Source organism: Streptomyces sp. Act143, assembly GCF_003143935.1.
Taxonomy (GTDB): Bacteria; Actinomycetota; Actinomycetes; order Streptomycetales; family Streptomycetaceae; genus Streptomyces.
Genome location: NZ_QFRX01000001.1, coordinates 2,139,251 through 2,165,819, shown reverse-complemented (window position 1 = coordinate 2,165,819; position 26,569 = coordinate 2,139,251). Strand labels below are relative to the sequence as shown.

The following is a 26,569-nucleotide window of genomic DNA, read 5'->3' as shown; positions in this document are numbered from 1 at the left end:
CACATCGGCACAGCCCCGCGCCCTAGGGAGCTTCAGCGTCCGTCGGCTGGATGGTCAGGCTGCCCTCCTGCACGTCCACGGTGATCCGGCCGCCCGCCGCGACCCGCCCGTCCAGCAGCAGCCGCGACAGCTCGTTGTCCACCTCGCGCTGGATCGTGCGGCGCAGCGGGCGGGCGCCGTACTCCGGCTGATAGCCGCGGCGGGACAGCCAGTCGACGGCCGCCTCCGTGACGTCGACCGTGATGCCCTGGGCGTGCAGCATGCGGCGGGTGCGGTCGAGCAACAGGTCGGTGATCTGCCGCAGTTGCTCCTCCGTCAGCTGGCGGAAGACGACGATCTCGTCGATGCGGTTGAGGAACTCGGGGCGGAAGTGCTCGCGCAGCGGGCGCAGGATCTGCTCGCGCCGCGCCTCCTCGTCGGCCTCCGCGCCGCCCGCCCCGAAGCCGATCCCGGCGCCGCGCCGCGTGATCGCCTCGGAGCCCAGGTTGCTGGTCATCACCACGACCGTGTTGGTGAAGTCGACCGTGCGGCCCTGGGAGTCGGTGAGACGGCCGTCGTCGAGGACCTGGAGGAGGATGTTGAAGACGTCCGGGTGCGCCTTCTCCACCTCGTCCAGCAGGAGCAGCGAGTACGGGTGCCTGCGGACGACCTCGGTGAGCTGGCCCGCCTCCTCGTGGCCGACGTATCCGGGCGGGGCGCCGACCAGGCGGCTGACGGTGTGCCGTTCCTGGTACTCGCTCATGTCGAGGCGCACCATGCGCTCCTCGCTGCCGAACAGGGCCTCGGCCAGCGCGCGGGCCAGCTCGGTCTTGCCGACGCCGGTCGGGCCGAGGAACAGGAAGCTGCCGATCGGGCGGTCGGGGCTGGCGAGCCCGGCCCGGGAGCGCAGCACCGCGTCGGAGACCACCCGGACGGCCTCCTCCTGGCCGACCACCCGCTGGTGCAGGTGCTCCTCCAGGCCGAGCAGCTTCTCCTTCTCCTCCTGGGTGAGGCTGGCGACCGGGATGCCGGTCTGCCGGGAGACCACCTCGGCGATGGCCTCGGCGGTCACCTCCAGGTGCTGGCCCTCGTCGGCCGTGCCGTTGCCCGCCGCCTCGCCGATCCGCTCCTTCAACTCCGCGATCCGGTCGCGCAGTTGAGTGGCCTTCTCGTACTGCTCGTCGGCGACGGCCTGGTCCTTGTCCCGGACCAGCTGCTCCACCTCGCGCTCCAGGGCCCGGACGTCCGTGCCCTTGGTGCGGGCCCGCAGCCGGACCCGCGCGCCGGCCTGGTCGATCAGGTCGATGGCCTTGTCGGGCAGGCGCCGGTCGGGGAGATAGCGGTCGGACAGCTCGACGGCCGCCGTCAACGCCTCGTCGGTGTAGCGGACCTGGTGGTGGGCCTCGTACCGGTCACGCAGCCCGCGCAGGATCTCCAGCGCGTCCGCCACGGACGGTTCGGGGACGAGGATGGGCTGGAAGCGGCGGGCCAGCGCCGCGTCCTTCTCGATGCGGCGGAACTCCTCCAGCGTGGTCGCGCCGACGATGTGCAACTCGCCGCGTGCCAGGGCGGGCTTGAGGATGTTGCCGGCGTCCATGGAGGCGGCCTCGCCGCCACCGCCCGCGCCCACGACGGTGTGCAGTTCGTCGATGAAGACGATCAACTGGTCGGAGTGCGCGCGGATCTCGGAGACGATCGAGTTGAGCCGTTCCTCGAAGTCGCCCCGGTAGCGGGTGCCCGCGACCACGCCCGTCAGGTCGAGGGCGACGACCCGCCGCCCGATGAGCACGTCGGGCACGTCGCCGTCGGCGATCCGCTGGGCGAGCCCCTCCACGATGGCGGTCTTGCCGACCCCCGCGTCTCCGATGAGGACCGGGTTGTTCTTGCCGCGCCGGGAGAGCACCTCGATGGTCTGCTCGATCTCCTCGTCCCGCCCGATGACCGGGTCGATACCGCCCCGGCGGGCCAGGTCGGTGAGATCGCGGCTGTACTTGTCGAGGGTCGGGGTGCCGGTGTCGCGCGGGCGCTCCGCGCGCGCCGCCCCGGCGTCGGGTGCGGCCTCGGGCGGCAGGCCGGTGGGGGCGAAGTGGGCCGAGTTGAGGATGTGGCCCGCGGCCGAGTCGGGGTTGGCGGCCAGTGCGCTGAGGACGTGCTCGGGGCCGATGCAGCCGGCGCCGCGGGCCCGGGCCAGATCGTGCGCGTCCAGCAGGGCACGCTTGGCGGCCGGGGTCAGGGAGAGCGAGGTCGGGGGCGGGGCCTCGCCCGGCGGGTGCAGCACCGGCCCCGACCGTTCGTCGATCTCCGTCGCCAGTTCGTCCGGGTCGGCGCCGGCCCGGCTGAGCAGACTCCGGGTCGGCTCGGCGGACAGCGCCGCCCGCAGCAGATGCTGGGTGTCCAGGTCCCGGCTGCCGTGCTCGGCGGCGTACTGGGCGGCACCCCGGACCAGCTCCCGGGCCGGCTGGCTCAGCAGCTGGCCGATGTTGATCTGCCGGGGGCCGGGGCGGGGCCCGCCGAAGAACCGGGCGAGGAACTCGCCGAAGGGGTCGTAGCCTTCCGGTCCGCTGAAGCCGCTGGTCATGGCCGTTCCCATCCGGCGTCCCTGCGAGGCCCGGGACGCCCTCGCTGATCGACGTGCCGGAGCCGGGTAACCGACTGGAAGCCGGTTACACCTGGGGCGGGCGTTCGTAGAACACCTTCGCACGGACGGCGGGACCGGGCACTTTCAGCGGCGCCTTCGCAGCCGGTTCAGCGGCCCGTGGCACCCTCCCGTCAGTGCTCCCCCAACAGCGCCAGCTCGCTCAGCACCTTGCGCACCTGCGGGTGCCAGTCGACGGTGCCGACCTCGTGGTGGGCGGCGGTGAAACGGCGGGCCGGGGGCTTGCTCTTCCAGTCCCGTACGTCGGGTGCGGCGCGCCGCACATGGATCAGAGCCCCGACGACGTTCGTCTGGAAGACGACCTCCAGCTGCTCCGGCCGCCCGGGGCCGGGGGCGCGGTCGGTGAGGACGAAGGACTGGTGGAAGCCCCGGTGCTGCTCGGTGTTCGGGACGTAGGAGTCCTGGACGTAGGCGGAGTCGCAGTAGTAGCCCTCCTCCGCGAAGGCGTCCAGCACCGCCTCGTGCAGGGGCAGGGCCGAGACATGCAGCAGGTCGGTGTCGACGGCGGTTCCGTCGTCGTCCCAGTCGCGATAGAGCTCGCTCTTCACGGTGAGCACCACGCCCAGGGCCTGGCCGCCGAGCTCGCTGACCGGCGTCTCCCAGGAGAGGCGTTCCGTGAACGTCAGCCGCTTCTCCTCGCCCTTGCCCAGGGTGAAGTGGGAGGGAGTGGCGACGCAGGTGGCGAGGCTGTAGTCGCGCTCCTCGCCGTCGTAGGCCGTGCACCGGGCCGCCACGCGCAGGTAGATGTTCCGCACCGGCGTGTCGCGTGATCCGCCCCTGAGGACGACCTCGCCCTTCACGTTCCCGCCCGGATACACCGGACCCAGGATCTGCGTGTCGACCTCGATCGCCTCGTCCGGGTCCCCGATGCCGAACAGCCGCTTGAATCCCACGTGCGCCCCTCCCCGAGCCCGCGATGATCAGAGACGCAGGTTAACTCAGCGTGCGGTCAGCACGCGTGGACCCGCGTCCGTGATCGCCACCGTGTGCTCGGCGTGGGCCGCGCGGGAACCGTCGTTCGTGCGCAGGGTCCAGCCGTCACTGTCGGCGTGGTAGCCGTCCGTGCCGCCGCCGATCACCATGGGCTCGATCGCCAGGACCATGCCGTGCCGCAGCTTCATGCCGCGGCCGGGGCGGCCCTCGTTCGGGACGCCCGGGTCCTCGTGCATACGGCGGCCGATGCCGTGCCCGCCGAAACCGTCCGGGATGCCGTAACCGGCGGACCGGCACACCGTGCCGATCGCGTGCGCGATGTCGCCGATGCGGTTGCCGACCACGGCCGCCGCGATACCGGCGTCCAGGGCCCGCTCCGCCGCCGCGATCAGGCGGAGGTCGGCCTCGCGCGGGGTGCCGACCGTGAAGCTGACCGCCGAGTCGCCGACCCAGCCGCCGAGTTCGGCGCCGAAGTCCGCGGAGACGAGGTCGCCGTCGCGCAGCCGGTAGCGGGTCGGGATGCCGTGCACGATGGCGTCGTTCACGGAGACGCAGAGGACGGCGGGGAACGCGGTCGGCGCGAAGGACGGACGGTAGCCGAGGAAGGGCGAGGAAGCGCCCGCCTCCCGGAGCACGTCGTGGGCCACCTCGTCCAGCTCCAGCAGGGAAACGCCCACGTCGGCGGCTTTCCGTACGGCTGTGAGGGCACGTCCGACGACCTGTCCGGCCTCGTACATGGCGTCGATCGATGTATCTGTCTTCAGCTCCACCATGCCAATTACTATACCGGTATTAGAATGGGGGCATGGTGCGCACCCCCCTGACCCCCGAAGAGCGCGAACGCGGCGAGCGGCTCGGCCGGCTGCTGCGCGAGGCGCGCGGCGACCGCAGCATGGCCGACGTGGCGGCGAGTGCCGGCCTCTCGGCCGAGACCCTGCGGAAGATCGAGACCGGCCGGGCGCCGACGCCGGCGTTCTTCACGGTGGCGGCGCTGGCGCGGACGCTCGGGCTGTCGATGGACGAGATCGTGGAGAGGTGCGCGCTCGTCGTCGTGTGAGCACGGGGTGCGCGGGTCGCACGTCACGTTCCGGTAGGTGCGGCGCACTCTGCGTCCGGTCCGAAAACTCTTCGTAGCGCGTTCGTAACACGGCTCGTGTTGTCTTACGGACCGGAGTGCTCCGGTCTGGCGGGAGTTGAACGATGGCAGTGGATCAACTCCCGGGGCGCATAAGGGAGTTCGTGAACCACCTGGACGCCCTGCTGGCGCGCCTCGATCAGGGCGGCGGCTGGTGCGCGGTGTTCTGGCAACGTGATCCCGAGGGCATGCGGGCCTGTCTCGAAGGGCGTGAAGTACCGCCCTGGGACGTGGTGGAGGCCCTCCTCCAGGACCTCGCCACGGAGTACGGCCCCGCCGTCGCCGCCCCCGAGGCCGAACGGGCCCGCGCCCTGCACGCCGCGGCGCTGGCCGCCTACGACGCCCGTCCCGGTGCCCGCGACGCGCTCGGTGACCGCCTCGACGTGATGCTCCGCGAACAGCGTTACGCCGCCGAACGCCAGGCGGAACTCGGCAGGTTGCTCGCCACCGCCGCCACCCGGGACGCCGCCGACGCCCTCCGCCGCGACCTCGCCTGGGCCCGCGACGACCACGAACGCGCGACGGCCCGCTGCGCCGAACTCCGCGCCCGCATGGCCGACTTGGACCGCCGCGCAAGGGGCGGCCAGGCCCGGGTGACGCGACCGGCGCAGTGGGGCGAGGGGCCGGTGTTCCGCGTCGGTGCCGGGACTGGCGCGGGTGGTGGGGCGCAGGTGGGTGACGCGGGGGCGGCCGGCTTCGGTGCGGCGCAGGTGGGTGACGCGGGGGCGGCCGGGTTCGGTGCGGCGCAGGTGGGTGACGCGGGGGCGGCCGGGTTCGGTGCGGCGCCTGCACCCAGCTCCTCCTCCGGTGTACTCAGCTCCTCCTCCGGCCCCGCGCAGGCCCCCGCGCCCGCGCCGACCCCTGCGCCCGAGCCGCCCCCCGTGCCTGACCCCGCCCCCGCCCCCAAGCAGCGCAAACGCCGCCGGGGCAGTGCCCGGTTCGCCGGTGCGGTCGAGGCGGACGCCGCCCCCGTCGCCGTACCGCCCGCCGCCGCGCCGACGCTTCCCGCCCCGGCCGCCACCGGTCGTCGTACCCCCCGCGGAGCCCGGTTCGCCGGGGCCGCGGTGCCGGTCGAGGCGCCGGAGCCGCAGGCCGAGCCGTTGGACGACGGGGCCCGGCGCGAGGTGGCGCAGGCCGTCGAGCAGCTCGTACGGCTGCGCCGTGAGGGGCGCAGCGGGGAGGCGCACGCGCTGCTGGTCGAGGCCGCCTACTGGCCCGCCGCGCGGTTCCCGCTGCTCGCCGACGAGCTCCAGCGCGCCGGCCTCGGCGCCGACTGGGCGACCCTGCTGTGGGAGGCCGCCTCGCTGCCCGCGGAGCGGCTCGTCGCGGCGGCGGACGCGCTGGCGGAGGCGGGGCGCGCCGCGGACGGCGAGCAGGTGCTGCGGCAAGGCGTCGTACGGCCCGCCGGGGAGATCGGACAGGCCGTCCTCGGGCTCGTCCACGAGGGGCGGCACCGTGAGGTGCGCGCGCTGCTCGACGCCTACGTCCGCGTCCGCACCCCGGAGGAGGCCGCCCGCAGTGCCGCCCCCGACCCGCGGACCCTGGTGCCGCTGCTGCTTCAGGCCGCCCAGGGGGTCTCGGAGGAGCGGCGGTGGGACCTCGTCCACGCGCTCCGCGTCGCGGGTTTCACCGCCTGAACGGAGCGGTCGCACCGCTGTCCGCTCACCCACGTGAGTGTGAAACGTGATCGACTCCGCGGGTTAACGACGATGGTCTTGGCAAGGCTGCTGGAGAGGCTTACTTTCGACCCTCTACGGCCTGCATCTACGGGCGTAGAAGCTCTGACGTCCCGTCGAAGGAGCAGCTCATGGCCAACGTCGTTCGTGCCGCTCTGGTCCAGGCCACCTGGACCGGCGACACCGAGTCCATGGTGGCGAAACACGAGGAGCACGCCCGCGAGGCGGCCCGCCAGGGCGCGAGGATCATCGGCTTCCAGGAAGTGTTCAACGCCCCCTACTTCTGCCAGGTCCAGGAGCCGGAGCACTACCGGTGGGCCGAACCGGTGCCCGACGGGCCGACCGTGCGTCGTATGCAGGAGCTCGCCCGCGAGACCGGCATGGTGATCGTCGTGCCGGTCTTCGAGGTGGAGCAGTCCGGCTTCTACTACAACACCGCCGCCGTGATCGACGCCGACGGCGGCTACCTCGGCAAGTACCGCAAGCACCACATCCCCCAGGTCAAGGGCTTCTGGGAGAAGTACTACTTCAAACCGGGCAACGCGGGCTGGCCGGTCTTCGACACGGCCGTCGGGAAGGTGGGGGTCTACATCTGCTACGACCGCCACTTCCCGGAAGGCTGGCGCCAACTCGGTCTCAACGGCGCCCAGCTCGTCTACAACCCCTCCGCCACCCACCGCGGCCTGTCCTCCTACCTCTGGCGGCTCGAACAGCCGGCCGCAGCCGTCGCCAACGAGTACTTCGTCGCCGCGATCAACCGCGTCGGCGTCGAGGAGTACGGCGACAACGACTTCTACGGGACGTCGTACTTCGTCGACCCGCGCGGCCAGTTCGTCGGGGACACCGCGAGCGACAAGGAGGAGGAACTCGTCGTCCGGGACCTCGACTTCGACCTCATCGAAGAGGTACGGCAGCAGTGGGCCTTCTACCGGGACCGCAGGCCCGACGCCTACGAAGGGCTGGTGCAGCCGTGACCGACAAGGGTCTGCTGGGACGCCACAAGTCCGTGCTCCCGGACTGGCTCGCCCTCTACTACGAGGACCCGCTGGAGATCACGCACGGCGAGGGCCGCTACGTGTGGGACGCCGAGGGCAACAAGTACCTCGACTTCTTCGGCGGCATCCTCACCACGATGACCGCCCACGCGCTGCCCGAGGTCACCAAGGCGGTGAGCGAACAGGCCGGGCGGATCATCCACTCGTCGACCCTGTACCTGAACCGGCCCATGGTCGAACTCGCCGAGCGCATCGCCCGGTTGTCCGGCATCCCGGACGCCCGGGTCTTCTTCACCACCTCCGGCACCGAGGCCAACGACACCGCCCTGCTGCTGGCGACGACGTACCGCCGCAGCAACACGATCCTGGCGATGCGCAACAGCTACCACGGCCGCTCCTTCAGCGCGGTCGGCATCACCGGCAACCGCGGCTGGTCCCCGACCTCGCTGTCCCCGCTCCAGACGCTGTACGTCCACGGCGGCGTCCGCACCCGCGGCCCCTACGCCGCCCTGAGCGACGCCGAGTTCATCGCGGCCTGCGTCGACGACCTCACCGACCTGCTCGGCCACACCCGCCCGCCCGCCGCCCTGATCGCCGAACCGATCCAGGGCGTCGGCGGCTTCACCTCCCCGCCGGACGGGCTGTACGCCGCCTTCCGCGAGGTGCTGGCCGAGCGCGGCATCCTGTGGATCGCCGACGAGGTGCAGACCGGCTGGGGCCGCACCGGCGACAACTTCTGGGGCTGGCAGGCGCACGGCCGGAGCGGCCCGCCCGACCTCCTCACCTTCGCCAAGGGCATCGGCAACGGCATGTCCATCGGCGGTGTCGTCGCCCGCGCCGAGATCATGAACTGCCTGGACGCCAACAGCATCTCGACGTTCGGCGGCACCCAGGTCACCATGGCGGCGGGCCTCGCGAACCTGTCGTACCTGGTGGAACACGACCTCCAGGGCAACGCCCGGCGCGTCGGCGGACTCCTCATCGAACGGCTCCGGGCCGTCGCCGCGCAGGTGCCCGGCGTCCGTGAGGTCCGGGGGCGCGGGCTGATGATCGGCATCGAGCTGGTCGCACCCGGCACCGACCGGGCCGACCCGGACGCGGCGTCCGCCGTGCTGGAGGCGTGCCGCGCGGGCGGGCTGCTCATCGGCAAGGGCGGCGGCCACAACACCAGCGCCCTCCGGATCGCCCCGCCGCTGTCCCTCACCGTCGCGGAGGCCGAGGAAGGCGCCGCGATCCTCGAGAGCGCTCTGAGGAGCATCCAGTAGCAGCACCCTGACAGAGCAAGGGAACACGCGCCATGACCACCGCCTTGGACCACCTGGAACCGGCCCTGTCCGTCCGCCAGGTCCTCACCCTGGAACGGGTGCTCGCCGGGGAGCCCGAGGTGGTGGCCGGCGCGGCCCAGCTCGACCGGGCCGTGCGCTGGGTGCACGTCGCCGAGGCCGCCGACGTCGGCGTCATGCTCAGCGGCGGCGAGATGGTCCTCACCACCGGCGTGCTGCTGGCCGGGGACGAGGGCGCGCAGGCCGAGTACATCCAGTCCCTGCACCGCGCCGAGGCCGCGGCCGTGGTCCTGGGGCTCGGCCGTGCCTTCCCGGCCCCGCCCGACGTCATGCGCAGGGCCGCCGAGCGGTGCGGGCTGCCCATGGTCGTCCTCCACCGGCCCTTCCCCTTCGCGGAGTTGACCGAGGAGGTGCAGTCCCGGCTGGTGCGGCGGAAGTTCGCGGCCGTGAGCCTGTCCGAGGCGGTCCGCACCTCGCTCACCGGACTCATCACGGCGGGCGCCCCGCTCCAGCGCCTGCTCGACGAGGTCGCCCGGCACAGCGCCTGCCCGGTCGTCGTCACCAACCTCGCCCACCGCGTCCTCGCCACCGCGGGGGAGCGGCCGGCCGTGGACGACGTGCTGCGCGACTGGGAGCGCATCGCCCGGCAGGCATGGGGGCACCGCCCAGGCCCTTCAGGCACTGGGGGAGGCACCGAGGGCGACGGCTGGATCCGCGCCGAACTGGGCGGACGCGGGGAACGCTGGGGGCAGATCCTGCTCTGCGGCTACCGCGGGGACACCGCCTCCGGGCGGCTGCTCGCCGACCGGGCCGCCGAGGCCCTCGTCCTGCACCGCATGCTCGGCGGCACTTCCGCCCACACCTGGGAGGAGCAGTCCGCGCAGAGCCTGCTCACCGACCTCGTCAGCGGGGTCGTACCGGCACGGCAGCTGCTGCCGCGGGCGCGGGCCGCCGGACTGCCCGTCAACCGGCGGACGTTCGTGCCGCTGGTGGTACGGGACGGTGACCCGGCCGAACTCGACCGGGTGCTGCGCCTGCTGGGGTTGTCCGGACTCGTCGCCGAATTCGCCGACGGGGTCACCGCCGTGCTGCTGAGCCTGGCCCGGGACCAGGACGCCGCGGTCCTGACGGCCAACTTCGCGGCCCGGCTGACGGACACGGTCGTGGCGGCGGCCGACCCGCGGACGGCCTGGGACGACGTCCCCGCCGGTATGCGCGAGGCCCGGCACGTCGCGGACGCCGTGGCCTCCGGGGCGCTCGACCTGCCGTCCGTCGTGCGTCTCAAGGACGTGCATCTGCGCGGTCTGATACGGCTGTTGCGTGACAACCCGGATGTGCAGTCCTTCGCGGAGCGGGAGTTGGACGGACTGCTGTGCGACTCGGGCTCGGGGGAGGGGTTGCTCGCGGTCCTGCGCACGTATCTCGCCACCGGCCGCAACAAGTCCCGCACCGCCCAGCTCCACCACGTCTCCCGCCCCGCCCTGTATCGCCGACTGGAAGCCATACAGGGGCGGCTCGGTGTGGACCTCGACGACTTCGAACAGGCCGCCTCGGTGCACATCGCCCTTCTCGCGCACGACGCGCAACAGAGTTGAAACATGCCATGACCTGGGAAAACGGCGGTGAAACATGGGACCTCGACAGGGTGACACCGTGGCACGCCGCACGCCCGCAGACGTGACACGCTGCAACTCAAAGCCCGCTTTCGGACTTCCTAGCCTTCTCGCACACCGAGCGACCGGAGGTCCCGATGAGCAGAGTGATCCGTGCCGCCCTCTTCCAGACCGCGTGGACGGGCGACAAGGAATCGATGATCCAGGTCCACGAGCAGGCGGCCCGCGACGCGGCCGCGCAGGGCGCTCAGGTCCTGTGCTTCCAGGAGCTGTTCTACGGGCCGTACTTCTGCCAGGTCCAGGACAAGGCGTTCTACGAGTACGCCGAGCAGATCCCCGACGGGCCGATCGTGAAGCGGTTCCAGGCGCTGGCCAAGGAGCTGGGCCTCGTCCTGATCCTGCCGATGTACGAGGAGGAGCAGCCCGGCGTCCTCTACAACACGGCCGCCGTGATCGACGCCGACGGCTCGTACCTCGGCAAGTACCGCAAGCACCACATCCCCCAAGTCCCCGGATTCTGGGAGAAGTTCTACTTCCGTCCCGGCAACCTGGGCTGGCCGGTCTTCGACACCAAGGCCGGGAGGATCGGCGTCTACATCTGCTACGACCGCCACTTCCCGGAGGGCTGGCGGGCGTTGGGCCTCGCGGGCGCAGAGATCGTCTTCAACCCGTCGGCCACCTCGCGCGGACTGTCCGCCTACCTGTGGCAGTTGGAGCAGCCGGCCGCGGCCGTCGCCAACGAGTACTTCGTCGGCGCGATCAACCGGGTCGGGGTCGAGGAACTGGGCGACAACGACTTCTACGGGACGACCTACTTCGTCGACCCGGAGGCCCAGTTCGTGGGCGAGGTCGCCTCCGACAAGGAGACCGAACTCGTCGTCCGCGACCTGGACATGGCCAAGCTCCGCGAGGTCCGCGACCGCTGGCAGTTCTACCGGGACCGCCGCCCCGACGCCTACCCGCCGCTGACCGCACCCTGACCGAACCCACCACCCTGGCAGGAGAGGGACCATGAGCAGCCGTACCGTCATCCGCGGTGGTCTCGTCATCACCGCGTCCGACGAGATCCACGCCGACGTGCTGATCGAGGACGGCCGCATCGCCGCCCTCGCCGCCTCGGGCACCTCCGCCGCCGAGGCGTTCACCGGCGAGCGGACCCTCGACGCCACCGGGAAGTACGTCATCCCCGGTGGCGTCGACGCCCACACCCACATGGAGCTGCCGTTCGGCGGCACCTTCGCCTCCGACACCTTCGAGACCGGCACCCGGGCCGCCGCCTGGGGCGGCACGACCACGATCGTCGACTTCGCGGTGCAGAGCGTCGGCCACTCCCTGCGCGAGGGCCTGGACGCCTGGCACGCCAAGGCGGAGGGCAACTGCGCGATCGACTACGGCTTCCACATGATCGTCTCCGATGTGAACCAGGAGACGCTGAAGGAGATGGACCTCCTGGTCGAGGAGGGGGTGACGAGTTTCAAGCAGTTCATGGCCTACCCGGGCGTCTTCTACTCCGACGACGGCCAGATCCTGCGCGCCATGCAGCGCTCCGCCGAGAACGGCGGCCTGATCATGATGCACGCCGAGAACGGCATCGCGATCGACGTGCTGGTGGAACAGGCGCTGGCCCGCGGCGAGACCGACCCGCGCTATCACGGTGAGGTCCGCAAGGCCCTTCTGGAGGCCGAGGCCACGCACCGCGCCATCAAGCTGGCGCAGGTCGCGGGCGCCCCGCTGTACGTCGTGCACGTCTCGGCGATGGAGGCGGTGGCCGAGCTGGCGCGGGCGCGCGACGAGGGGCTCAACGTCTTCGGCGAGACCTGCCCGCAGTACCTGTTCCTGTCGACGGACAACCTCGCCGAGCCGGACTTCGAGGGCTCGAAGTACGTGTGCTCGACCCCCCTGCGTCCGAAGGAACACCAGGCCAAGCTCTGGCAGGGCCTGCGGACCAACGACCTCCAGGTCGTCTCCACCGACCACTGCCCGTTCTGCTTCGCCGGCCAGAAGGAGCTGGGCCGCGGCGACTTCTCGAAGATCCCCAACGGTCTGCCGGGCGTCGAGAACCGCATGGACCTGCTCCACCAGGCCGTCGTCGACGGCCACATCACCCGCCGCCGCTGGATCGAGATCGCCTGCGCCACCCCGGCCCGCATGTTCGGCATGTACCCCAAGAAGGGCACCATCGCCCCCGGCGCCGACGCCGACATCGTCATCTACGACCCGCACGCCGAGCAGGTCATGTCCGCCGAGACGCACCACATGAACGTCGACTACTCGGCGTACGAGGGGAAGCGCACCACCGGCCGGGTCGAGACGGTCCTCTCGCGCGGCGAACCCGTCATCACGGAACGGGAGTACACCGGGCACGCCGGGCACGGCGTCTACACCCCCCGTTCCACCTGTCAGTACCTCAACTAGGAGTGGCGCCCATGGACTTCGGACTCGTCCTGCAGACCGACCCGCCGGCCTCGAAGGTCGTCAGCCTGATGAAGCGTGCCGAGCGCAACGGCTTCACCTACGGCTGGACCTTCGACTCCGCGGTGCTCTGGCAGGAACCGTTCGTGATCTACAGTCAGATCCTGGCCAACACCACCAAGTTGACGGTCGGCCCGATGGTCACCAACCCGGGCACCCGCACCTGGGAGGTCACCGCCTCCACCTTCGCCACCCTCAACGACATGTTCGGCAACCGCACCGTCTGCGGCATCGGCCGCGGCGACTCGGCGATGCGCGTCGCGGGCCGCACCCCGAACACGCTGGCCCGCATCAGCGAGGCGATGAAGGTCATCCGCGCCCTCGGCTCCGGCCGGGAGGCCGACCTCGGCGGCACGGTCATCAAGTTCCCGTGGATCAAGGAGGACGCCCACCTCCCCGTATGGATGGCGGCGTACGGCCCGAAGGCGCTGAAGATGACGGGCGAGGAGGCCGACGGGTTCATCCTCCAGCTCGCCGACCTGTACCTGACCGAATACATGGTCAAGGCGGTCAAGGACGCGGCGGTCGCCGCCGGTCGTGACCCGTCCGAGGTCAAGATCTGTGTCGCCGCCCCCGCCTACGTCACGGCGGACGACTCGCCGGAGGCGCTCGCCCACGCGCGCGAGCAGTGCCGCTGGTTCGGCGGGATGGTCGGCAACCACGTCGCCGACCTCGTCTCGAAGTACGGCGAGCACTCCGCTCAAGTGCCGGACGAGCTCACGGACTACATCAAGTCCCGGGAGGGGTACGACTATTCGCATCACGGGCGCGCCGACAACCCGGACACCGCGTTCGTGCCGGACGAGATCGTCGACCGGTTCTGCGTCATCGGCCCCGTCGAGAAGCACATCGAGAAGCTCAACGCCCTGCGCGCGCTGGGCGTCGACCAGTTCGCCGTCTACGACATGCACGACGCGCAGGAGACGACCATCGACGCGTACGGCTCGAAGGTCATCCCCGCGGTCAACGCCTGACCGGCACCACCCCGACCCCCCACACCTTGACACCCTCTCCCCCCGCCGTCCCGGGGCGGAGAGGGGCCCAAGGCCCCCGCACGGCCTCTCCCGTCCCGCTCACCGATTGGCCTGCCCATGACCGACACAGTCCCCACGGGGTCGCACATATCCCAGTCCGCCGACGCCGGCGGCCGTATCGAACTCAGCCCCGGGGCCTATCCCGCCGACAGCCCCTTCGCCAACGAGGACCTGCGTCCCGTACCGGTCGCCGAACGCAAGTGGACGACCTACAACTTCGCGGCCCTGTGGATCTCCATGGCCCACTGCATCCCCAGCTGGACCCTGGCCTCCGGGCTGGTCGCGCTCGGGATGGACTGGAAGCAGGCCGTGTTCACCATCGCCCTGGCCAACGTCATCGTGCTGCTGCCGATGCTGGCCACCGGGCACGCCGGACCCAAGTACGGCATCCCCTTCCCGGTCCTGGCCCGCGCCTCCTTCGGGCTGCGCGGCGCCAACATCCCCGCGATGATCCGTGCCGCGGTGGCCTGCGGCTGGTTCGGCATCCAGACCTGGATCGGCGGCAGCGGCATCTTCGCCCTCGGGTCCAAACTCACCGGCGGGCACTGGGAGAACGCGGGGAAGATCGCCGGCAACCCGTGGCCGCTGTGGCTGTGCTTCCTGCTGTTCTGGGCGTTGCAGATCGCGATCATCTACCGTGGCATGGACTTCCTGCGGCACTTCGAGAACTGGGCCGCGCCCTTCGTGATCGTCGGCGCGCTGGTGCTGCTGGTGTGGATCGCGGTCAAGGCGGACGGCTTCGGCGCGCTGCTCGACCAGCCCTCCAAACTGGGCTGGGGCCCCGACTTCTGGCCGGTGTTCTTCCCGTCCCTGATGGGCATGATCGGCTTCTGGGCGACCCTGTCGCTGAACATCCCCGACTTCACCCGCTTCGGCGCCAGCCAGAAGGCGCAGACGTGGGGGCAGTCCCTCGGACTTCCCACGACGATGACGCTGTTCGCGGTCCTCGCCGTACTGGTCACCTCCGGCTCCGAGGTCGTCTACGGCGAGGCGATCTGGGACCCGGTCACCCTGGCGGCCAAGGCGGACAACGCCTTCGGCCTGCTCTTCGCCCTGGTCATCGTGCTGGTCGCCACCATCTCCGTGAACATCGCGGCGAACGTCGTCTCCCCCGCGTACGACCTCGCGAACCTCGCCCCGAAACTCATCAACTTCCGTACGGGCGCGCTCATCACGGGCGTCGTCGGCATCCTGATCTTCCCGTGGAAGCTGATCTCGACGCCGGAGTTCTACATCTTCACCTGGCTCGGCGTGGTCGGCGGCCTGCTCGGCACGGTCGCGGGCATCCTCATCGCCGACTACTGGATCGTGCGCCGTACGGTCCTGCACCTGGCGGACCTCTACACGCTGGGCGGCCGCTACTGGTACACCAACGGCTGGAACTGGCGGGCGATCCTCGCCTTCGTCGTCGGCGGGGTGCTCGCGGTCGGCGGTTCGTACTCGGGGGTGGGCTCCGACGGGTCGAAGACCGGCCCCTTCCCCACGGACGGACTGATCCCGTTCCTCAAACCGCTCGCCGACTACGGCTGGGCCGTGGGCCTGGGAGCCTCGCTGGTGCTGTACGTCGCGCTGATGCTGCCGCTGGGGAGGGAGCAGGAGCGCGTGTGACGGGGCATGGCGCCGAAGGGCGGCCGGGGCTACCGGCCGCCCTCCAGCGCCGCCACCGCGTCCTTCGCCGCCTTGATCGCACCCTTGTTGATGACGTCCGTGCTCGGCGCCTTCTTCGACTCGAAGTCGCTGCCGTTGTACGTGATGACCACCAGCGCGTTGGACACCTGGACGATGACCACGCCCTCCCGCGTCTCCTGCTTGTCCTCCGTGGTGAGGTTCACGACGGAGTAGCCCTGGTCACCGAGGCCCGGGACCGCCCCTCCGCCGCTCTTCTCCTCGATGCGCTCCTTGTACGACTTCTCCGCCGCCTCGTCCGAGTCCGTGATCTCGTACGACACGTCGAGCCAGCGGTAGTCGTAGCCCTTGAGCGCGTTCCAGGAGCAGGTGCGGCGCAGTTTCGTGTCCGTCGACGGGATCTCCTTGCCCGCCGTCCTGGCGCCCGGGACCAGTGACTTGACGTTCTTCGCGGTGACGCTGCCGCAGGGCGCGGGCGAGGCGGTGTACGTCTTCGAGACCGCCGCGGTGGCGGGGGCCGAGGCGGACTTGGTGCCGCCGCCGCCCTTCGACGCGGCCTCGTGGTCGCCGGTCGGGGCGGGACCGGACGACAGCGTCCAGCCCGCGGCGGCGAGCACGACGACCGGCGACAGACGCGCGGTCAGGGCGAGCGGCAGAGGAAGGGAACGCACAGGCGCACTTCTCGTGGGGGATGGGTGCGGAACAGGTCCGCACAGCGGACGGCAGGACGGTGCGGGGCCACGGCACGGAGGGTGTCCGCACTGTGGACGGGACGCCAGTGTCACACGAGTCCCTGTGGGGCGGTAGTGCCAACTCGCTCCGTGCATGTGCGGTGACTGAGGCCCGCTGTTGACGCGTCGAGTGTCCGGTTATGTCCGTGCGGTGTCCCGGCTGAACGCCGACTCGATCCGGTCGACCGCGAGGAACGCCCCGTACGCGACGAGGTGCACGAGACAGTGATCCGTGTGCTCCGGCCGGCGCCAGGCCGCCACGTCCTCGTCCGTGATCCGGTACGGCGCGAGAGCCGCCAGCAGCGCGAGCCGCGCCCCGGGCCGCTCGCTCCGGCCGGGGACACCGGGAAGGGCGTGCGAGGGGTGCTCCCCGTCCCAGCCCTGAAGGACCTGCTCCACGAGAACCTGGTCCTCGGCCTCCAGGAGGCCCGCGCCCGCCATGGCCGCCCTGAGCAGCGCCGCGTACGCGTCACCCACGGCCGTGCCGCCCGCCCACGCGGGGACCTCGCCGACGTCGGGACGGTCGAGCAGCGGCAGGCTCTCGCCGGGTGCGGCCGTGCGGCGCACGCTCCGGGCGAGAGTACGGCCCGCGATGCTGCGCACCGCGCGGAACCGCTGCATGTTGCACGGCAGCATCTTCTCGGTCAGCAGGGCGGACACGACGCGGTTGATGAAGTGGAAGGCGAGCGCCGTGCCGAGATAACCCGGGGCGTCCTCCCGGGGGAAGGGCAGCGGACCGTCACCGAAGGCCGCGCCGGGCACCCTGGTCCGCTTGCCCCAGGCCAGCACGCGCGCGTGCTCCTCGTTCTCCGGCTCGTGCCCCTTGGCGACGCGTTCGGCCACGGCGTGGTCGCCGGTGGCGTGCAGCAGGACGGTGTGCGCGTCCACGCAGAACGGGCACTTGTTGGCGAGCGACACCCCGAGGGCGGCCAGCTCCTTGCCGGTCCGGCCACCGGGGCCGGCGATCAGCGACTCGCGCGTCAACGCCCAGGTGGCGGCCAGGAGTTCCGGCGCGGCGGAGAGCACCACGAAGGTGGGCGGCTCGTCGATGCCGAAGTCGCGGGAGATCTGCCGGTAGACCTCGGCGGTGCGACCGGTGGCCGCCTTGGGCGGCAGGGGCTCGGTGTAGCGGAATGAAGTGGACATGGGGGTCAGCTTGCGCCGGGCGAGGGGCCCCGGTCGTCGTACGGCGGGAGGGAGTCGACGCTGCGACGGCGGGGCGGGAGGAGGCGCGGCACTACTGCACGGGGAGTAGTGCGGGAGTTGTCCACAGGGCTGACGCGGCTGTCGGCGCGGCCGTCTACTGTGCGGAACATGAACAGGCACGCGCTCGTCACGCGCAGAGGGCTGGCCGACGCGGCGACGGCGGTCGTGGTCGGCGCCCTCGTGCTGACCGTGGCCGCCTTCGACGAGGACACCACGGCCCTCGACTACGTTGTGCTGGCGGCGAGTTCGGCAGCGCTGGGCTGGTACCGCCTGGCGCCGCGCGCGGTGCTGGCCGTGTCGACGGCCTTCGGCATGGCGTACGTCCTGCACGCCCACCCCGGACCGCTGGCCGCCCTCCCCGTCCTGGGCGCCGTGCACGCGGCGGCCCGGGTGGGCCACCGCGGCTGGGCGGCCGCGGCGAGCGGACTGTACCTGGCGGCGTACATCACGACCGGCCCGACCACCCAGGAGGTCTTCGAGAAGGCCGGGCTGCTCACGGGCTGGTTCCTGTGCGCGGTCGTGACGGGACTGGCGGACCGCAACTGGCAGGCCTACCTCCGCCAGACCGAACAGCGCGCCCTGGAGGCGGAACGCACCCGTGAGGAGGTCGCGCTGCGCCGCGCGGGCGAGGAACGCCTGCGCATAGCAAGGGAGTTGCACGACTCCCTGACCCACAGCATCTCGATCGTCAAGCTCCAGGCGGGCGTTGCGGTGCATCTGGCGCGCAAGCGCGGCGAGGAGGTGCCGGACGCCCTGCTCGCCATCCAGGAGGCGAGCGGCGAGGCGATGCGGGAACTGCGGGCCACGCTGGAGGTGCTGCGCACCGACGAGCCCACGGGCACGCCGGCGGTGCTGGTGGAGCGGGCGCGGGCCGCCGGGCTCGCGGTGGAGCTGACGACGGAGGGGGAGGAGAAGCCGCTCGCGGCGACGGTCGACCGGGCGGTGTACCGCATCGTCCAGGAGGCGCTGACCAACGCGGCGAGGCATGCGGGGCCGGCGAAGGTGGGCGTGCGGCTGGCTTACGGGGAGGGGTGGGTGACGGTACTGGTGGAGGACGACGGCAACGCCGACCCGAACCACCCCGTCACCCCCGGCATCGGCCTGCGCGGCATGGCCGAACGCGTGACGGCCCTCGGCGGCACCCTGCACGCGGCCCCTCGGGCGGAGGGCGGCTTCTCGGTGCGGGCGGAGTTGCCGCTGGGGGTGACGGCGTGACGGAGGGTGGGTGTGTTCCGGGTCGGTGTCCGGGTGGGGACGTGGTGAGGGGTGGCTGCGTGATCGGGGTGGGTGTGATGCGGGCCGGTGTCCGGGTGGGGGCGCGGTGGGGGGTGGCTGCGTGATCGGGGTGGGTGTGCTCCGCGTCGGTGTCCGGGTGCGGACGCGGCTGGGGGTGGCCGCGTGATCAGGGTGGCCCTCGTCGACGACCAGGCCCTCATGCGCGCCGGCTTCCGGGCCCTCCTCGACGCCGAGGACGGCATCGAGGTGGTGGGGGAGGCGGCGGACGGGGAACGGGGCGTGGAGCTGGTCCGTGCGCAGGTGCCGGACATCGCGCTGATCGACGTGCAGATGCCGGTGATGACGGGGATCGAGGCGACGCGCCGGATCGCGGCGGACCCGGCGCTGGCGGCCGTGCGGGTCGTCATCCTCACCAACTACGGCCTGGACGAGTACGTCTTCGAGGCGCTGCGGGCGGGGGCGGGCGGCTTCCTGCTGAAGGACACGGAACCGGCGGACCTGTTGCAGGCGATCGAGGTGGTCGCGCGCGGTGAGGCGCTCCTGTCCCCGTCCGTCACCCGGACGCTCATCGGCGAGTTCGTCTCCCGCCCACCCGACCGCGCCACGGCCCCCGGCCTGGAATGCCTCACCCGCCGCGAACTGGAGGTCACGGCGCTGGCCGCACGCGGCCTCAGCAACGAGGAGATCGCCGAGCACATGGTGATCAGTCCCTTCACGGCGAAGACGCATGTGAGCCGGGCGATGACGAAGCTGGGCGCGCGGGACCGGGCGCAGTTGGTGGTGTTCGCGTACGAGTCGGGACTGGTGACGGCGCGGAGCGAGGCAGCCGGCTGAGGGAGCCGAGGAGGCGGCTCGACGATCCCGAACGCCGCGAAGCCGTGCCGGCCGCGACCCGGCGCATCGAGTCGGAACCGGCGCTGCTCGGCGCGAGAGGCCATCTGCTGACGGCGGGGCGACGGGCGGCCTGGCGCCGGGACGCGGCTGCGTACGATCGTCGAACCGTCACCGTCCCCCCGTGAGGAGCCCACCCGTGTTCACCACCCGCCCCACCCTCCAGGGCACCTTCGGCATGGTCTCCTCCACCCACTGGCTCGCCTCCCAGTCGGCGATGGCGGTGCTGGAGGACGGCGGCAACGCCTACGACGCCGCCGTGGCGGGGGCGTTCGTGCTGCACGTCGTCGAGCCGCACCTCAACGGGCCCGCCGGCGAGGTCCCGATCCTGCTCGCGCCCGTGGGGGAGGACGTCCGGGTGCTGTGCGGGCAGGGGGTCGCGCCCGCCGCGGCGACCGTCGCGCACTACAAGGGACTCGGGCTCGACCTCGTACCCGGCACCGGGCCCCTCGCCGCCGCTGTCCCCGGTGCCTTCGACGCCTGGATGCTGCTGCTCAGGGACCACGGGACCAAGTCCCTCGCCGACGTCCTCGAGTACGCCATCGGATACGCCGAGCACGGTCACGCGCCCGTGGAGAACGTCGGCGCCACCGTCGAGACCGTGCGAGAGCTGTTCGAGACGGAGTGGACCTCGTCGGCGGAGGTGTATCTGCCCGGCGGGAAGGCTCCGAGGGCCGGTGAGCTGTTCCGGAACCCGGCCCTCGCCGCCACCTGGAAACGGCTGCTCGGCGAGGTCGCCGGGGCCGGGGACCGTGTCGCGCAGATCGAGGCCGCGCGGCAGGTGTGGCGGAGCGGGTTCATCGGCGAGGCGCTCGTGCGGCAGGCGCAACGGCCCACCATGGACACCAGCGGCAGGCGCAACGCCGGCACGCTCACCCTCGACGATCTCGCCGGGTGGTCCGCGAGCTACGAGGCGCCGGCGACGTACGACTGGAACGGCTGGACCCTGTGCAAGGCCGGTCCCTGGAGCCAGGGGCCGGTGCTGTTGCAGCAGCTCGCCCTGTTGCCGGCGGAGCTTCCGGCGTACGGGTCCGCCGAGTACGTGCACCTGCTCGTCGAGGGCTGCAAGCTGGCCATGGCCGACCGGGAGGCCTGGTACGGCGACGCCGGCGAGGTGCCGCTCGGGGAGCTGCTGTCCGACGGGTACAACGCCGGGCGGCGCGGGCTCGTGGGGGAGAAGGCCTCGTACGAACTGCGGCCCGGGAGCCCCGGCGGGCGGGCGCCCCGGCTGTGCGCGCACGCGCATCGGGTGGCCGCCGACGAGCCCGGGTTCAGCCCCATGGGTGCCGGCGAGCCGACCGTCGCGAAGCCGCCCACCTCTCCGGTGCCGGGCGAGCCGGGCGTCGGGGCCGACGGGGCCACCCGTGGCGACACCTGCCACCTCGACGTCGTCGACCGGTGGGGCAACATGATCGCCGCCACGCCCAGCGGGGGCTGGCTGCAGTCCAACCCCGTCGTGCCGGAGCTCGGCTTCCCGCTCGGGACCCGGCTCCAGATGACCTGGCTGGAGGAGGGCCTCCCGAACTCACTCACGCCGGGGCGACGGCCCCGTACCACCCTCACGCCCTCCGTCGCGCTGCGGGACGGGGTGCCCGTCATGGCCTTCGGCACCCCCGGTGGCGATCAGCAGGACCAGTGGCAGCTGCACTTCTTCCTCGCGGTCGCGCTGCGGGCGGGAGTGCGGGGCGGGCTCGATCTGCAAGGAGCCATCGACGCCCCCAACTGGCACAACGACAGCTTCCCCGGCTCCTTCTACCCGTGCGGGATGCGGCCCGGGAGCGTCACGGTCGAGGCACGTATGGACGCGGCGGTCGTCGACGAACTGCGGCGGCGCGGACACGACGTGACCGTGGGGGAGGCCTGGTCGGAGGGGCGGCTGTGCGCCGTCGCCCGGGACCCGGAGACCGGGGTGCTGTCGGCGGCCGCCAATCCGCGCGGGATGCAGGGGTACGCCGTGGGGCGGTGAGCTCAGGGGGCTCAGGTGTGCGCCGTGGAGCGGTGGGCCCGAGGCTCTGCTGTGCGTCGTCGGGCGGTGGACTCCTGGGCCCGTGTCTCCTTGAGTTCATCCCGATTCCACCCGGCATCCACCCGTCGGGTGGGGATTGTCAGTGGCGCGTGCTCTCATGGAGTCATGATCGAAGACACGGAAACCATCGACGAGTTTCTCGCCCGGCACTCGGCCGACGTGGAAGAGGCGGTCCGCAAGGCCGCCGCGGCCGAGATCATGCCCCGCTTCCGCCGGCTCGCCGCCCACGAGGTCGACGAGAAGAGCGGACCGCACGACCTGGTGACGGACGCCGACCGGCTCGCCGAGCAGTATCTGACGGAGGTGCTCGGCGCCCTGCTGCCCGGCTCCGTCGTGGTCGGCGAGGAGGCGGTGCACGCCAACCCGGCCTCGTACGAGGCGATACACGGCGACGCCCCGGTCTGGATCGTCGACCCCGTCGACGGGACACGGCAGTTCGTGCACGGCGACCCCGGCTTCGCCACGCTGGTCGCGCTGGCGCAGGGCGGCGTCGTGCGCGCCTCGTGGACATACGCCCCCGCCCGCGACCAACTCGCCACGGCGGTACGGGGCCAGGGCGCCTTCCTCGACGGCGAACGGCTCTACGCCGGACCGCCCGAGCCCGGCCGCGACCTCGAAGTGGCCACCTCGCACCCGGACTACACGACGGACGAACAGAAGCGCGTCCTGCGCCCGCTGTGGACGGACGGACTCGCGCCGCGGCCCTGCGGCTCGGCCGGTCTGGAGTATCTGGCCGTCGCCCGCGGCGAGTTGGACGCCACCGCCTTCAGCTGGGAAGCCGCGTGGGACCACGCCGCCGGGCTGCTCCTCGTCGAGGAGGCGGGCGGCGCACACCTCACGCGTGCGGGCGAGCCGTTCCGCATCACCGGGGGCAACGCCCTGCCGTTCACCGCCGCGAGGGACACCGCGACGGCCCGACGGATCGCCGAGGTGCTGGCGGGCACCATCTGAAGTCCGGTACGGCACCAGCGGCGGCTGGTCGGATACAGGGTCATGGACGGCACGGACGACGCGGACGGCGACCGTGCGGGCGCCCCCGGCCGCCGAACCGGCCCCGCGGCCGGGTGTTGTCGGTGCCCCGTCCTATCCTGATCCAGTGGCCATCGGCTGACGAAGGGGTCCGAAGGTGCCGTCGATGCTCGATGCGGTCGTGGTGGGTGCGGGGCCGAACGGGCTGACTGCTGCCGTGGAGCTGGCCCGCCGCGGCTTCTCCGTGGCCGTCTTCGAGGCACGCGACACCATCGGCGGGGGAGCCCGCACCGAGGAACTCACCCTCCCCGGCTTCCGGCACGACCCGTGCAGCGCGGCGCACCCCCTCGGGATCAACTCCCCGGCGTTCCGCGCCCTGCCCCTGGAGCGGTACGGCCTGGAGTGGCTCCAGCCCGAGCTGCCCATGGCGCACCCGTTCACCGACGGCACCGCCGCCGTGCTGTCCCGCTCGGTCGCCGAGACGGCCGCCTCGTTCGGGCCCCGCGACGCGGGCGCGTACCGTCGGCTGGTCGAGCCGTTCCTGCCCAAGTGGGACACCCTGGCCCGGGACTTCATGTCGCTGCCCCTGACCGCGCTCCCGCGTGACCCGGTGACCCTCGCCCGCTTCGGCCTCGTCGGGCTGCCGCCCTCGACCTGGCTGATGCGCCGCTTCCGCGACGAACGGGCCAGAGCCCTCTTCTCCGGCCTCGTCGCGCACGTCATGGCCCCGCTCTCCGGCTTCGCCACCGGCGCGATCGGCCTGGTCTTCGCCCTCGCCGCGCACGCCCGGGGCTGGCCCGTCGCGCGCGGCGGCTCCCAGTCGATCTCCGACGCGCTCGCCGCGTACCTCAAGGACCTCGGCGGCGGCATCCACACGGACTACGAGGTCAAGCGTCTCGACGACCTGCCGCCCGCGCGCGCGTACGTCTTCGACACCTCGCCCACCGCTCTGGCCCGGATCGCCGGGCTCGGCCGCTACTACGACGGCTACCGGTACGGCCCGGGGGTCTTCAAGGTCGACTACGCGCTCGACGGCCCGGTGCCCTGGACCGCGCCGGAGGCCCGGGTCGCCGGCACCGTGCAGATCGGCGCGAGCAGCGCGGAGATCGGCACCGCCCTGCGGGCCGCGTCCCGGGAGGGCCGGGCCCCCGACAAGCCGTTCATGATCACCGTGCAGCCCGGTGTGGTGGACCCGGCCCGGGCGCCCGAGGGCAAGCAGGTCTTCTGGGCCTACGGCCATGTCCCGAGTGGCTGGGACGGCGACCTCACCGACGCCCTGGAACGCCAACTGGAGCGTTTCGCCCCGGGGTTCCGCGACCGGGTCCTGGCCCGCGCCACCGCCGGCCCGCCCGAACTGGCCGCCCACAACGCCAACTACGTCGGCGGCGACATCGGTTCGGGAGCGGTCACCGGCCTCCAGATCCTGCTGCGCCCCAAGCTCTCCCTGTCGCCGTACGGCACCCCGCACCCGGCCGTCTACATCTGCTCCTCTGCGACCCCGCCGGGCCCCGGGGTGCACGGCATGTCCGGCCACAACGCGGCGAAGGCGGTGTGGCGGCGACTGCGGCAGACGTGAGACCGAGGGGTGAGGCGCGGCTGCGAAAGAGCGGACAGCGTTCCGAGCCCGGCAAGGCTCCGCACCGTCCTCGCCGGCCTCGGCCACGACAGCGTCGCTCTGACCCTCGGCCACCTCCTCCTCGGCCTGTACGCCGACGACCTACCCGGTCCGAACTCCGGATCGGACGGCACCTGCTCTTCGACCGGCTCCCGGCGCTGAGGCTCGCGGCGGCACCGGAGGACCTGGGCCCCGGTCACGGTCGGTCATCCACGGGCTGGGGGCGCTGCCCGTGGCGTGGTGCACCCTCTTCAGGTCAGAGTGGGTCCCATGACCGAGACCACCATCACGCTCGTCCAGGGCGACATCACGCGCGAGAGCGCCGACGCCATCGTCAACGCGGCGAACTCCTCCCTCCTCGGCGGAGGAGGAGTGGACGGCGCGATCCACCGGCGCGGCGGCCCGGCGATCCTCGCGGAGTGCCGCGCGCTGCGTGCCTCGCGGTACGGCAGGGGGCTGCCGACGGGCCGGGCGGTCGCCACCACGGCCGGGGAACTGGACGCCCGGTGGGTGATCCACACGGTGGGCCCGGTCTTCAGTGAGCAGGAGGACCGCTCCGACCTGCTGGCCTCCTGCTACCGGGAGTCGCTGAAGGTCGCCGACGAGCTGGGCGCCCGTACGGTCGCGTTCCCGGCGATCTCCACCGGCGTCTACCGCTGGCCGATGGAGGACGCGGCCCGCATCGCCGTGCGGACGGTGCGGGCCGCGCGGACCTCGGTCACGGAGGTCAGGTTCGTCCTCTTCGGCGAGCAGGCGTACGAGGTGTTCGCCGCGCAGGCCGGCTGATCACGGGGCGGGGACCGGGAGCTCGGGCAGCTCCGGCACCGATCCGCCGAGCAGGCCCGTGACGAGGCCGAGCACGGGCGACAGGAGCCCGGTCACCGCGCTCAGCACTCCGCCGAGGTCCAGCGAGGTCAGCGCGCCCAGCAAGCCGTTGACCGCGGACTGGACCTGGGCGACGAGGTCGTCCACGGGGTCGGCGGCCGGGGCCGCGGCGACCCGGTTCGCGGGGGTGTCGAGACCGCGCAGACGCTCCTGGACGGCGGCGCTCCAGGCGCGGATCTCCGCCGCGTACGAGGTGGCCGCGGCCGGATCGAGACGTGAGCCGTCCGCCAGGGCGCCGTCAGCCGGAGTGCCCTGCGTCAAGGCGCCGTCAACCGCGGTCCCCTGCGTCAAGGCGTCGTCGATCAGAGTGTTCCCTGTCAGGATGCCCCGCGCCGGGGTGCCCTCCTGCGTCAGCGAATCCAGAAGCGCGTCCGTCCCGGCGTCGGTCCGCGCGGCGGCCGCCGCGATGCTCAGGCCGGGGACGTCCCGGCCCACGTCGCCGACGGCGGCGGCGGTGCCGGCCTGGCCGAGGACCAGCGCGGCGCAGACCAGGGGCGGCACGAGAAGGCCGCGGGAGACAAGAGGGCGCATGAAGTTCCTTTCGGAGGGCTCGAAGCTGCTGTCCATGCGCCCACGGTGAGAACCGGTCAGATACCCCGCAATTCGATCAGGCGGCCCGGGCTCCCGCTGTGCCCTCGACCCGGCCACCCTGACCAGCCCGTTTCGCCTTGAGGGCAGCGCCATCCGGGTACGACGGTCCGTTCGTCCGTCAGGGTGCGGCTCAGCCGTACACCGGCAGCAGCACCGCCAGAAGCAGCAGCGACAGCACGACCTCCACCGCCCCCACCACCGCGATCCGCACCCGGCCGAGCGCCGGCATCACCACGGCCCGCGCCAGACACACCCCGAAGAACAGCACGAGCCAGGGCGAGAGCAGCCCCGCCACCACGAGCGCGGCGGCGTGGTACAGCCCCGAGGCCCACCGGTACGTATCGCTGCCGCGCTCCCGGATCATGGTCTTCACGTACGGCACGGTCCCCGCGAAGTACAGCAGGCAGACCAGCGCCGGACGCCACGTCTGCGCCCAAATGCCGTCCCCGAGCAGCGCGGCGACCGGCAGCATGCCGCAGGCCGGGACGACCGCGGCGAGCCCGTTGACCACGGACCGTTCCTGATTGCGCCAGGCGTACCAGGAGTTGGCGGCGAGGAACGGGACCGCGGCGGCCGCGGCGAGCAGCAGCCACGGCGCGTGCCGGACCAGCGCGAGACCGGGCGGCAGCAGGGCCGCCGTGAACACCGCCGCGGGCACGGTGTGGCGGGCCGCCGCCCTGGGATTGCGGGAGTTGCGGCGCAGCCGCAGCCACTGCTGCACGTGGTAGGAGGCGAGGTAGGCGAGGAGCCACGCGAGGAGCAGGACGGCGTGCCAGGGGGTCGGCTCGGCGAGCAGCATGCCCGCCAGGAACGGCACGAGCAGCATCGCCCACGCCCCGTGCTGACCGGGCAGCCAGCGCCGTATCGCCCGCGAAGCCATGCCGTCCCTCCGCTCCCACGTCCCGGCCGCGGTCCCGCAGCCGTCTCGCAGTCGTGCCGCGCCCGCACGTCTCGGCCGCGGTCCCGCAGCCGTCCCGCGCCCGCACGTCTCGGCCGCGGTCCCGCAGCCGTCCCGCG

Annotated in this window: 22 protein-coding genes; 15 read left to right on the top strand and 7 right to left on the bottom strand. The window is 72.3% G+C overall.

The genetic code is table 11. The features are described from left to right. Nucleotides 1–22: 22 nt before the first annotated feature. The 3 genes from DI272_RS09670 to map form a co-directional block, all read right to left on the bottom strand. The gene (locus tag DI272_RS09670) at nt 23–2,557 is read right to left on the bottom strand and encodes an ATP-dependent Clp protease ATP-binding subunit (protein ID WP_109500758.1); all 2,535 of its coding nucleotides are present in this window, start codon (nt 2,555–2,557) and stop codon (nt 23–25) included. Between the two features lie 191 nt (nt 2,558–2,748). After that, complete coding sequence (locus tag DI272_RS09665; protein ID WP_109494955.1) at nt 2,749–3,528, bottom strand: sporulation protein; 780 nt, start codon at nt 3,526–3,528, stop codon at nt 2,749–2,751. A gap of 45 nt (nt 3,529–3,573) precedes the next feature. Next, nucleotides 3,574–4,341 carry a type I methionyl aminopeptidase gene (gene map, locus DI272_RS09660; protein ID WP_109494954.1) on the bottom strand — a complete coding sequence of 256 codons (768 nt, stop codon included), beginning with the start codon at nt 4,339–4,341 and terminating at the stop codon, nt 3,574–3,576. Nucleotides 4,342–4,373: 32 nt separating this feature from the next. Here map and DI272_RS09655 point away from each other — a divergent pair, with 32 nt between their 5' ends. From DI272_RS09655 to DI272_RS09615, 9 genes are all read left to right on the top strand, one after another. After that, entirely contained in the window at nt 4,374–4,625 is a 252-nt protein-coding gene (locus DI272_RS09655) for a helix-turn-helix domain-containing protein (protein WP_109494953.1), read from the top strand. A gap of 143 nt (nt 4,626–4,768) precedes the next feature. After that, entirely contained in the window at nt 4,769–6,340 is a 1,572-nt protein-coding gene (locus DI272_RS09650) for a hypothetical protein (protein ID WP_109494952.1), read from the top strand. Between the two features lie 170 nt (nt 6,341–6,510). Further along, complete coding sequence (locus DI272_RS09645) at nt 6,511–7,353, top strand: nitrilase-related carbon-nitrogen hydrolase (RefSeq protein ID WP_109494951.1); 843 nt, start codon at nt 6,511–6,513, stop codon at nt 7,351–7,353. Beyond that, nucleotides 7,350–8,639 (top strand): aspartate aminotransferase family protein, encoded by a 1,290-nt coding sequence (locus DI272_RS09640; protein WP_109494950.1) that lies wholly within the window; start codon nt 7,350–7,352, stop codon nt 8,637–8,639. Before DI272_RS09645 ends, DI272_RS09640 begins: the two co-directional genes overlap by 4 nt. 32 nt (nt 8,640–8,671) lie before the next feature. Continuing rightward, nucleotides 8,672–10,252 (top strand): PucR family transcriptional regulator, encoded by a 1,581-nt coding sequence (locus DI272_RS09635; RefSeq protein ID WP_109494949.1) that lies wholly within the window; start codon nt 8,672–8,674, stop codon nt 10,250–10,252. Between the two features lie 155 nt (nt 10,253–10,407). Next, a complete protein-coding gene (locus DI272_RS09630) occupies nt 10,408–11,250 on the top strand; it encodes a nitrilase-related carbon-nitrogen hydrolase (RefSeq protein WP_109494948.1) in 843 nt (280 codons plus the stop codon). A 31-nt stretch (nt 11,251–11,281) separates the two neighbouring features. Next, nucleotides 11,282–12,685 (top strand): dihydropyrimidinase, encoded by a 1,404-nt coding sequence (gene hydA / locus DI272_RS09625; protein ID WP_109494947.1) that lies wholly within the window; start codon nt 11,282–11,284, stop codon nt 12,683–12,685. An 11-nt stretch (nt 12,686–12,696) separates the two neighbouring features. Further along, complete coding sequence (locus DI272_RS09620; protein ID WP_109494946.1) at nt 12,697–13,716, top strand: TIGR03842 family LLM class F420-dependent oxidoreductase; 1,020 nt, start codon at nt 12,697–12,699, stop codon at nt 13,714–13,716. 117 nt (nt 13,717–13,833) lie between these two features. Continuing rightward, nucleotides 13,834–15,384: an NCS1 family nucleobase:cation symporter-1 gene (locus tag DI272_RS09615; RefSeq protein ID WP_109494945.1), complete on the top strand. Its 1,551-nt coding sequence runs from the start codon at nt 13,834–13,836 to the stop codon at nt 15,382–15,384. A gap of 29 nt (nt 15,385–15,413) precedes the next feature. Here the strand turns inward: DI272_RS09615 and DI272_RS09610 are convergent, their stop codons facing one another. Together DI272_RS09610 and DI272_RS09605 are read right to left on the bottom strand one after the other, a co-directional pair. Next, nucleotides 15,414–16,073 (bottom strand): hypothetical protein, encoded by a 660-nt coding sequence (locus tag DI272_RS09610; RefSeq protein ID WP_109494944.1) that lies wholly within the window; start codon nt 16,071–16,073, stop codon nt 15,414–15,416. 198 nt (nt 16,074–16,271) lie between these two features. Further along, nucleotides 16,272–17,279: a carboxymuconolactone decarboxylase family protein gene (locus tag DI272_RS09605; RefSeq protein WP_109494943.1), complete on the bottom strand. Its 1,008-nt coding sequence runs from the start codon at nt 17,277–17,279 to the stop codon at nt 16,272–16,274. A gap of 168 nt (nt 17,280–17,447) precedes the next feature. On the opposite strand from DI272_RS09605, the gene DI272_RS09600 reads away from it, so the two are divergent. The 6 genes from DI272_RS09600 to DI272_RS09575 all read left to right on the top strand — a co-directional run bounded on the left by DI272_RS09600 (nt 17,448) and on the right by DI272_RS09575 (nt 24,862). Then, nucleotides 17,448–18,554: a sensor histidine kinase gene (locus DI272_RS09600; protein WP_109494942.1), complete on the top strand. Its 1,107-nt coding sequence runs from the start codon at nt 17,448–17,450 to the stop codon at nt 18,552–18,554. A 183-nt stretch (nt 18,555–18,737) separates the two neighbouring features. Beyond that, on the top strand, nt 18,738–19,409 hold the full coding sequence (locus DI272_RS09595; protein WP_109494941.1) for a response regulator transcription factor: 672 nt from the start codon (nt 18,738–18,740) through the stop codon (nt 19,407–19,409). 196 nt (nt 19,410–19,605) lie between these two features. Next, nucleotides 19,606–21,432: a gamma-glutamyltransferase family protein gene (locus DI272_RS09590; RefSeq protein ID WP_109494940.1), complete on the top strand. Its 1,827-nt coding sequence runs from the start codon at nt 19,606–19,608 to the stop codon at nt 21,430–21,432. 165 nt (nt 21,433–21,597) lie between these two features. After that, nucleotides 21,598–22,443 carry an inositol monophosphatase family protein gene (locus DI272_RS09585; RefSeq protein WP_109494939.1) on the top strand — a complete coding sequence of 282 codons (846 nt, stop codon included), beginning with the start codon at nt 21,598–21,600 and terminating at the stop codon, nt 22,441–22,443. A gap of 184 nt (nt 22,444–22,627) precedes the next feature. After that, the gene (locus DI272_RS09580; protein WP_109494938.1) at nt 22,628–24,037 is read left to right on the top strand and encodes an NAD(P)/FAD-dependent oxidoreductase; all 1,410 of its coding nucleotides are present in this window, start codon (nt 22,628–22,630) and stop codon (nt 24,035–24,037) included. A gap of 309 nt (nt 24,038–24,346) precedes the next feature. Further along, nucleotides 24,347–24,862: an O-acetyl-ADP-ribose deacetylase gene (locus tag DI272_RS09575; protein WP_109494937.1), complete on the top strand. Its 516-nt coding sequence runs from the start codon at nt 24,347–24,349 to the stop codon at nt 24,860–24,862. Here DI272_RS09575 and DI272_RS09570 read toward each other — a convergent pair whose 3' ends face one another. Further along, nucleotides 24,863–25,528, bottom strand: coding sequence for a hypothetical protein (locus tag DI272_RS09570; protein ID WP_258314499.1), 666 nt, complete (start codon nt 25,526–25,528; stop codon nt 24,863–24,865). A gap of 154 nt (nt 25,529–25,682) precedes the next feature. Continuing rightward, on the bottom strand, nt 25,683–26,432 hold the full coding sequence (locus tag DI272_RS09565) for a YwiC-like family protein (RefSeq protein WP_109494935.1): 750 nt from the start codon (nt 26,430–26,432) through the stop codon (nt 25,683–25,685). Nucleotides 26,433–26,569: the final 137 nt, after the last annotated feature.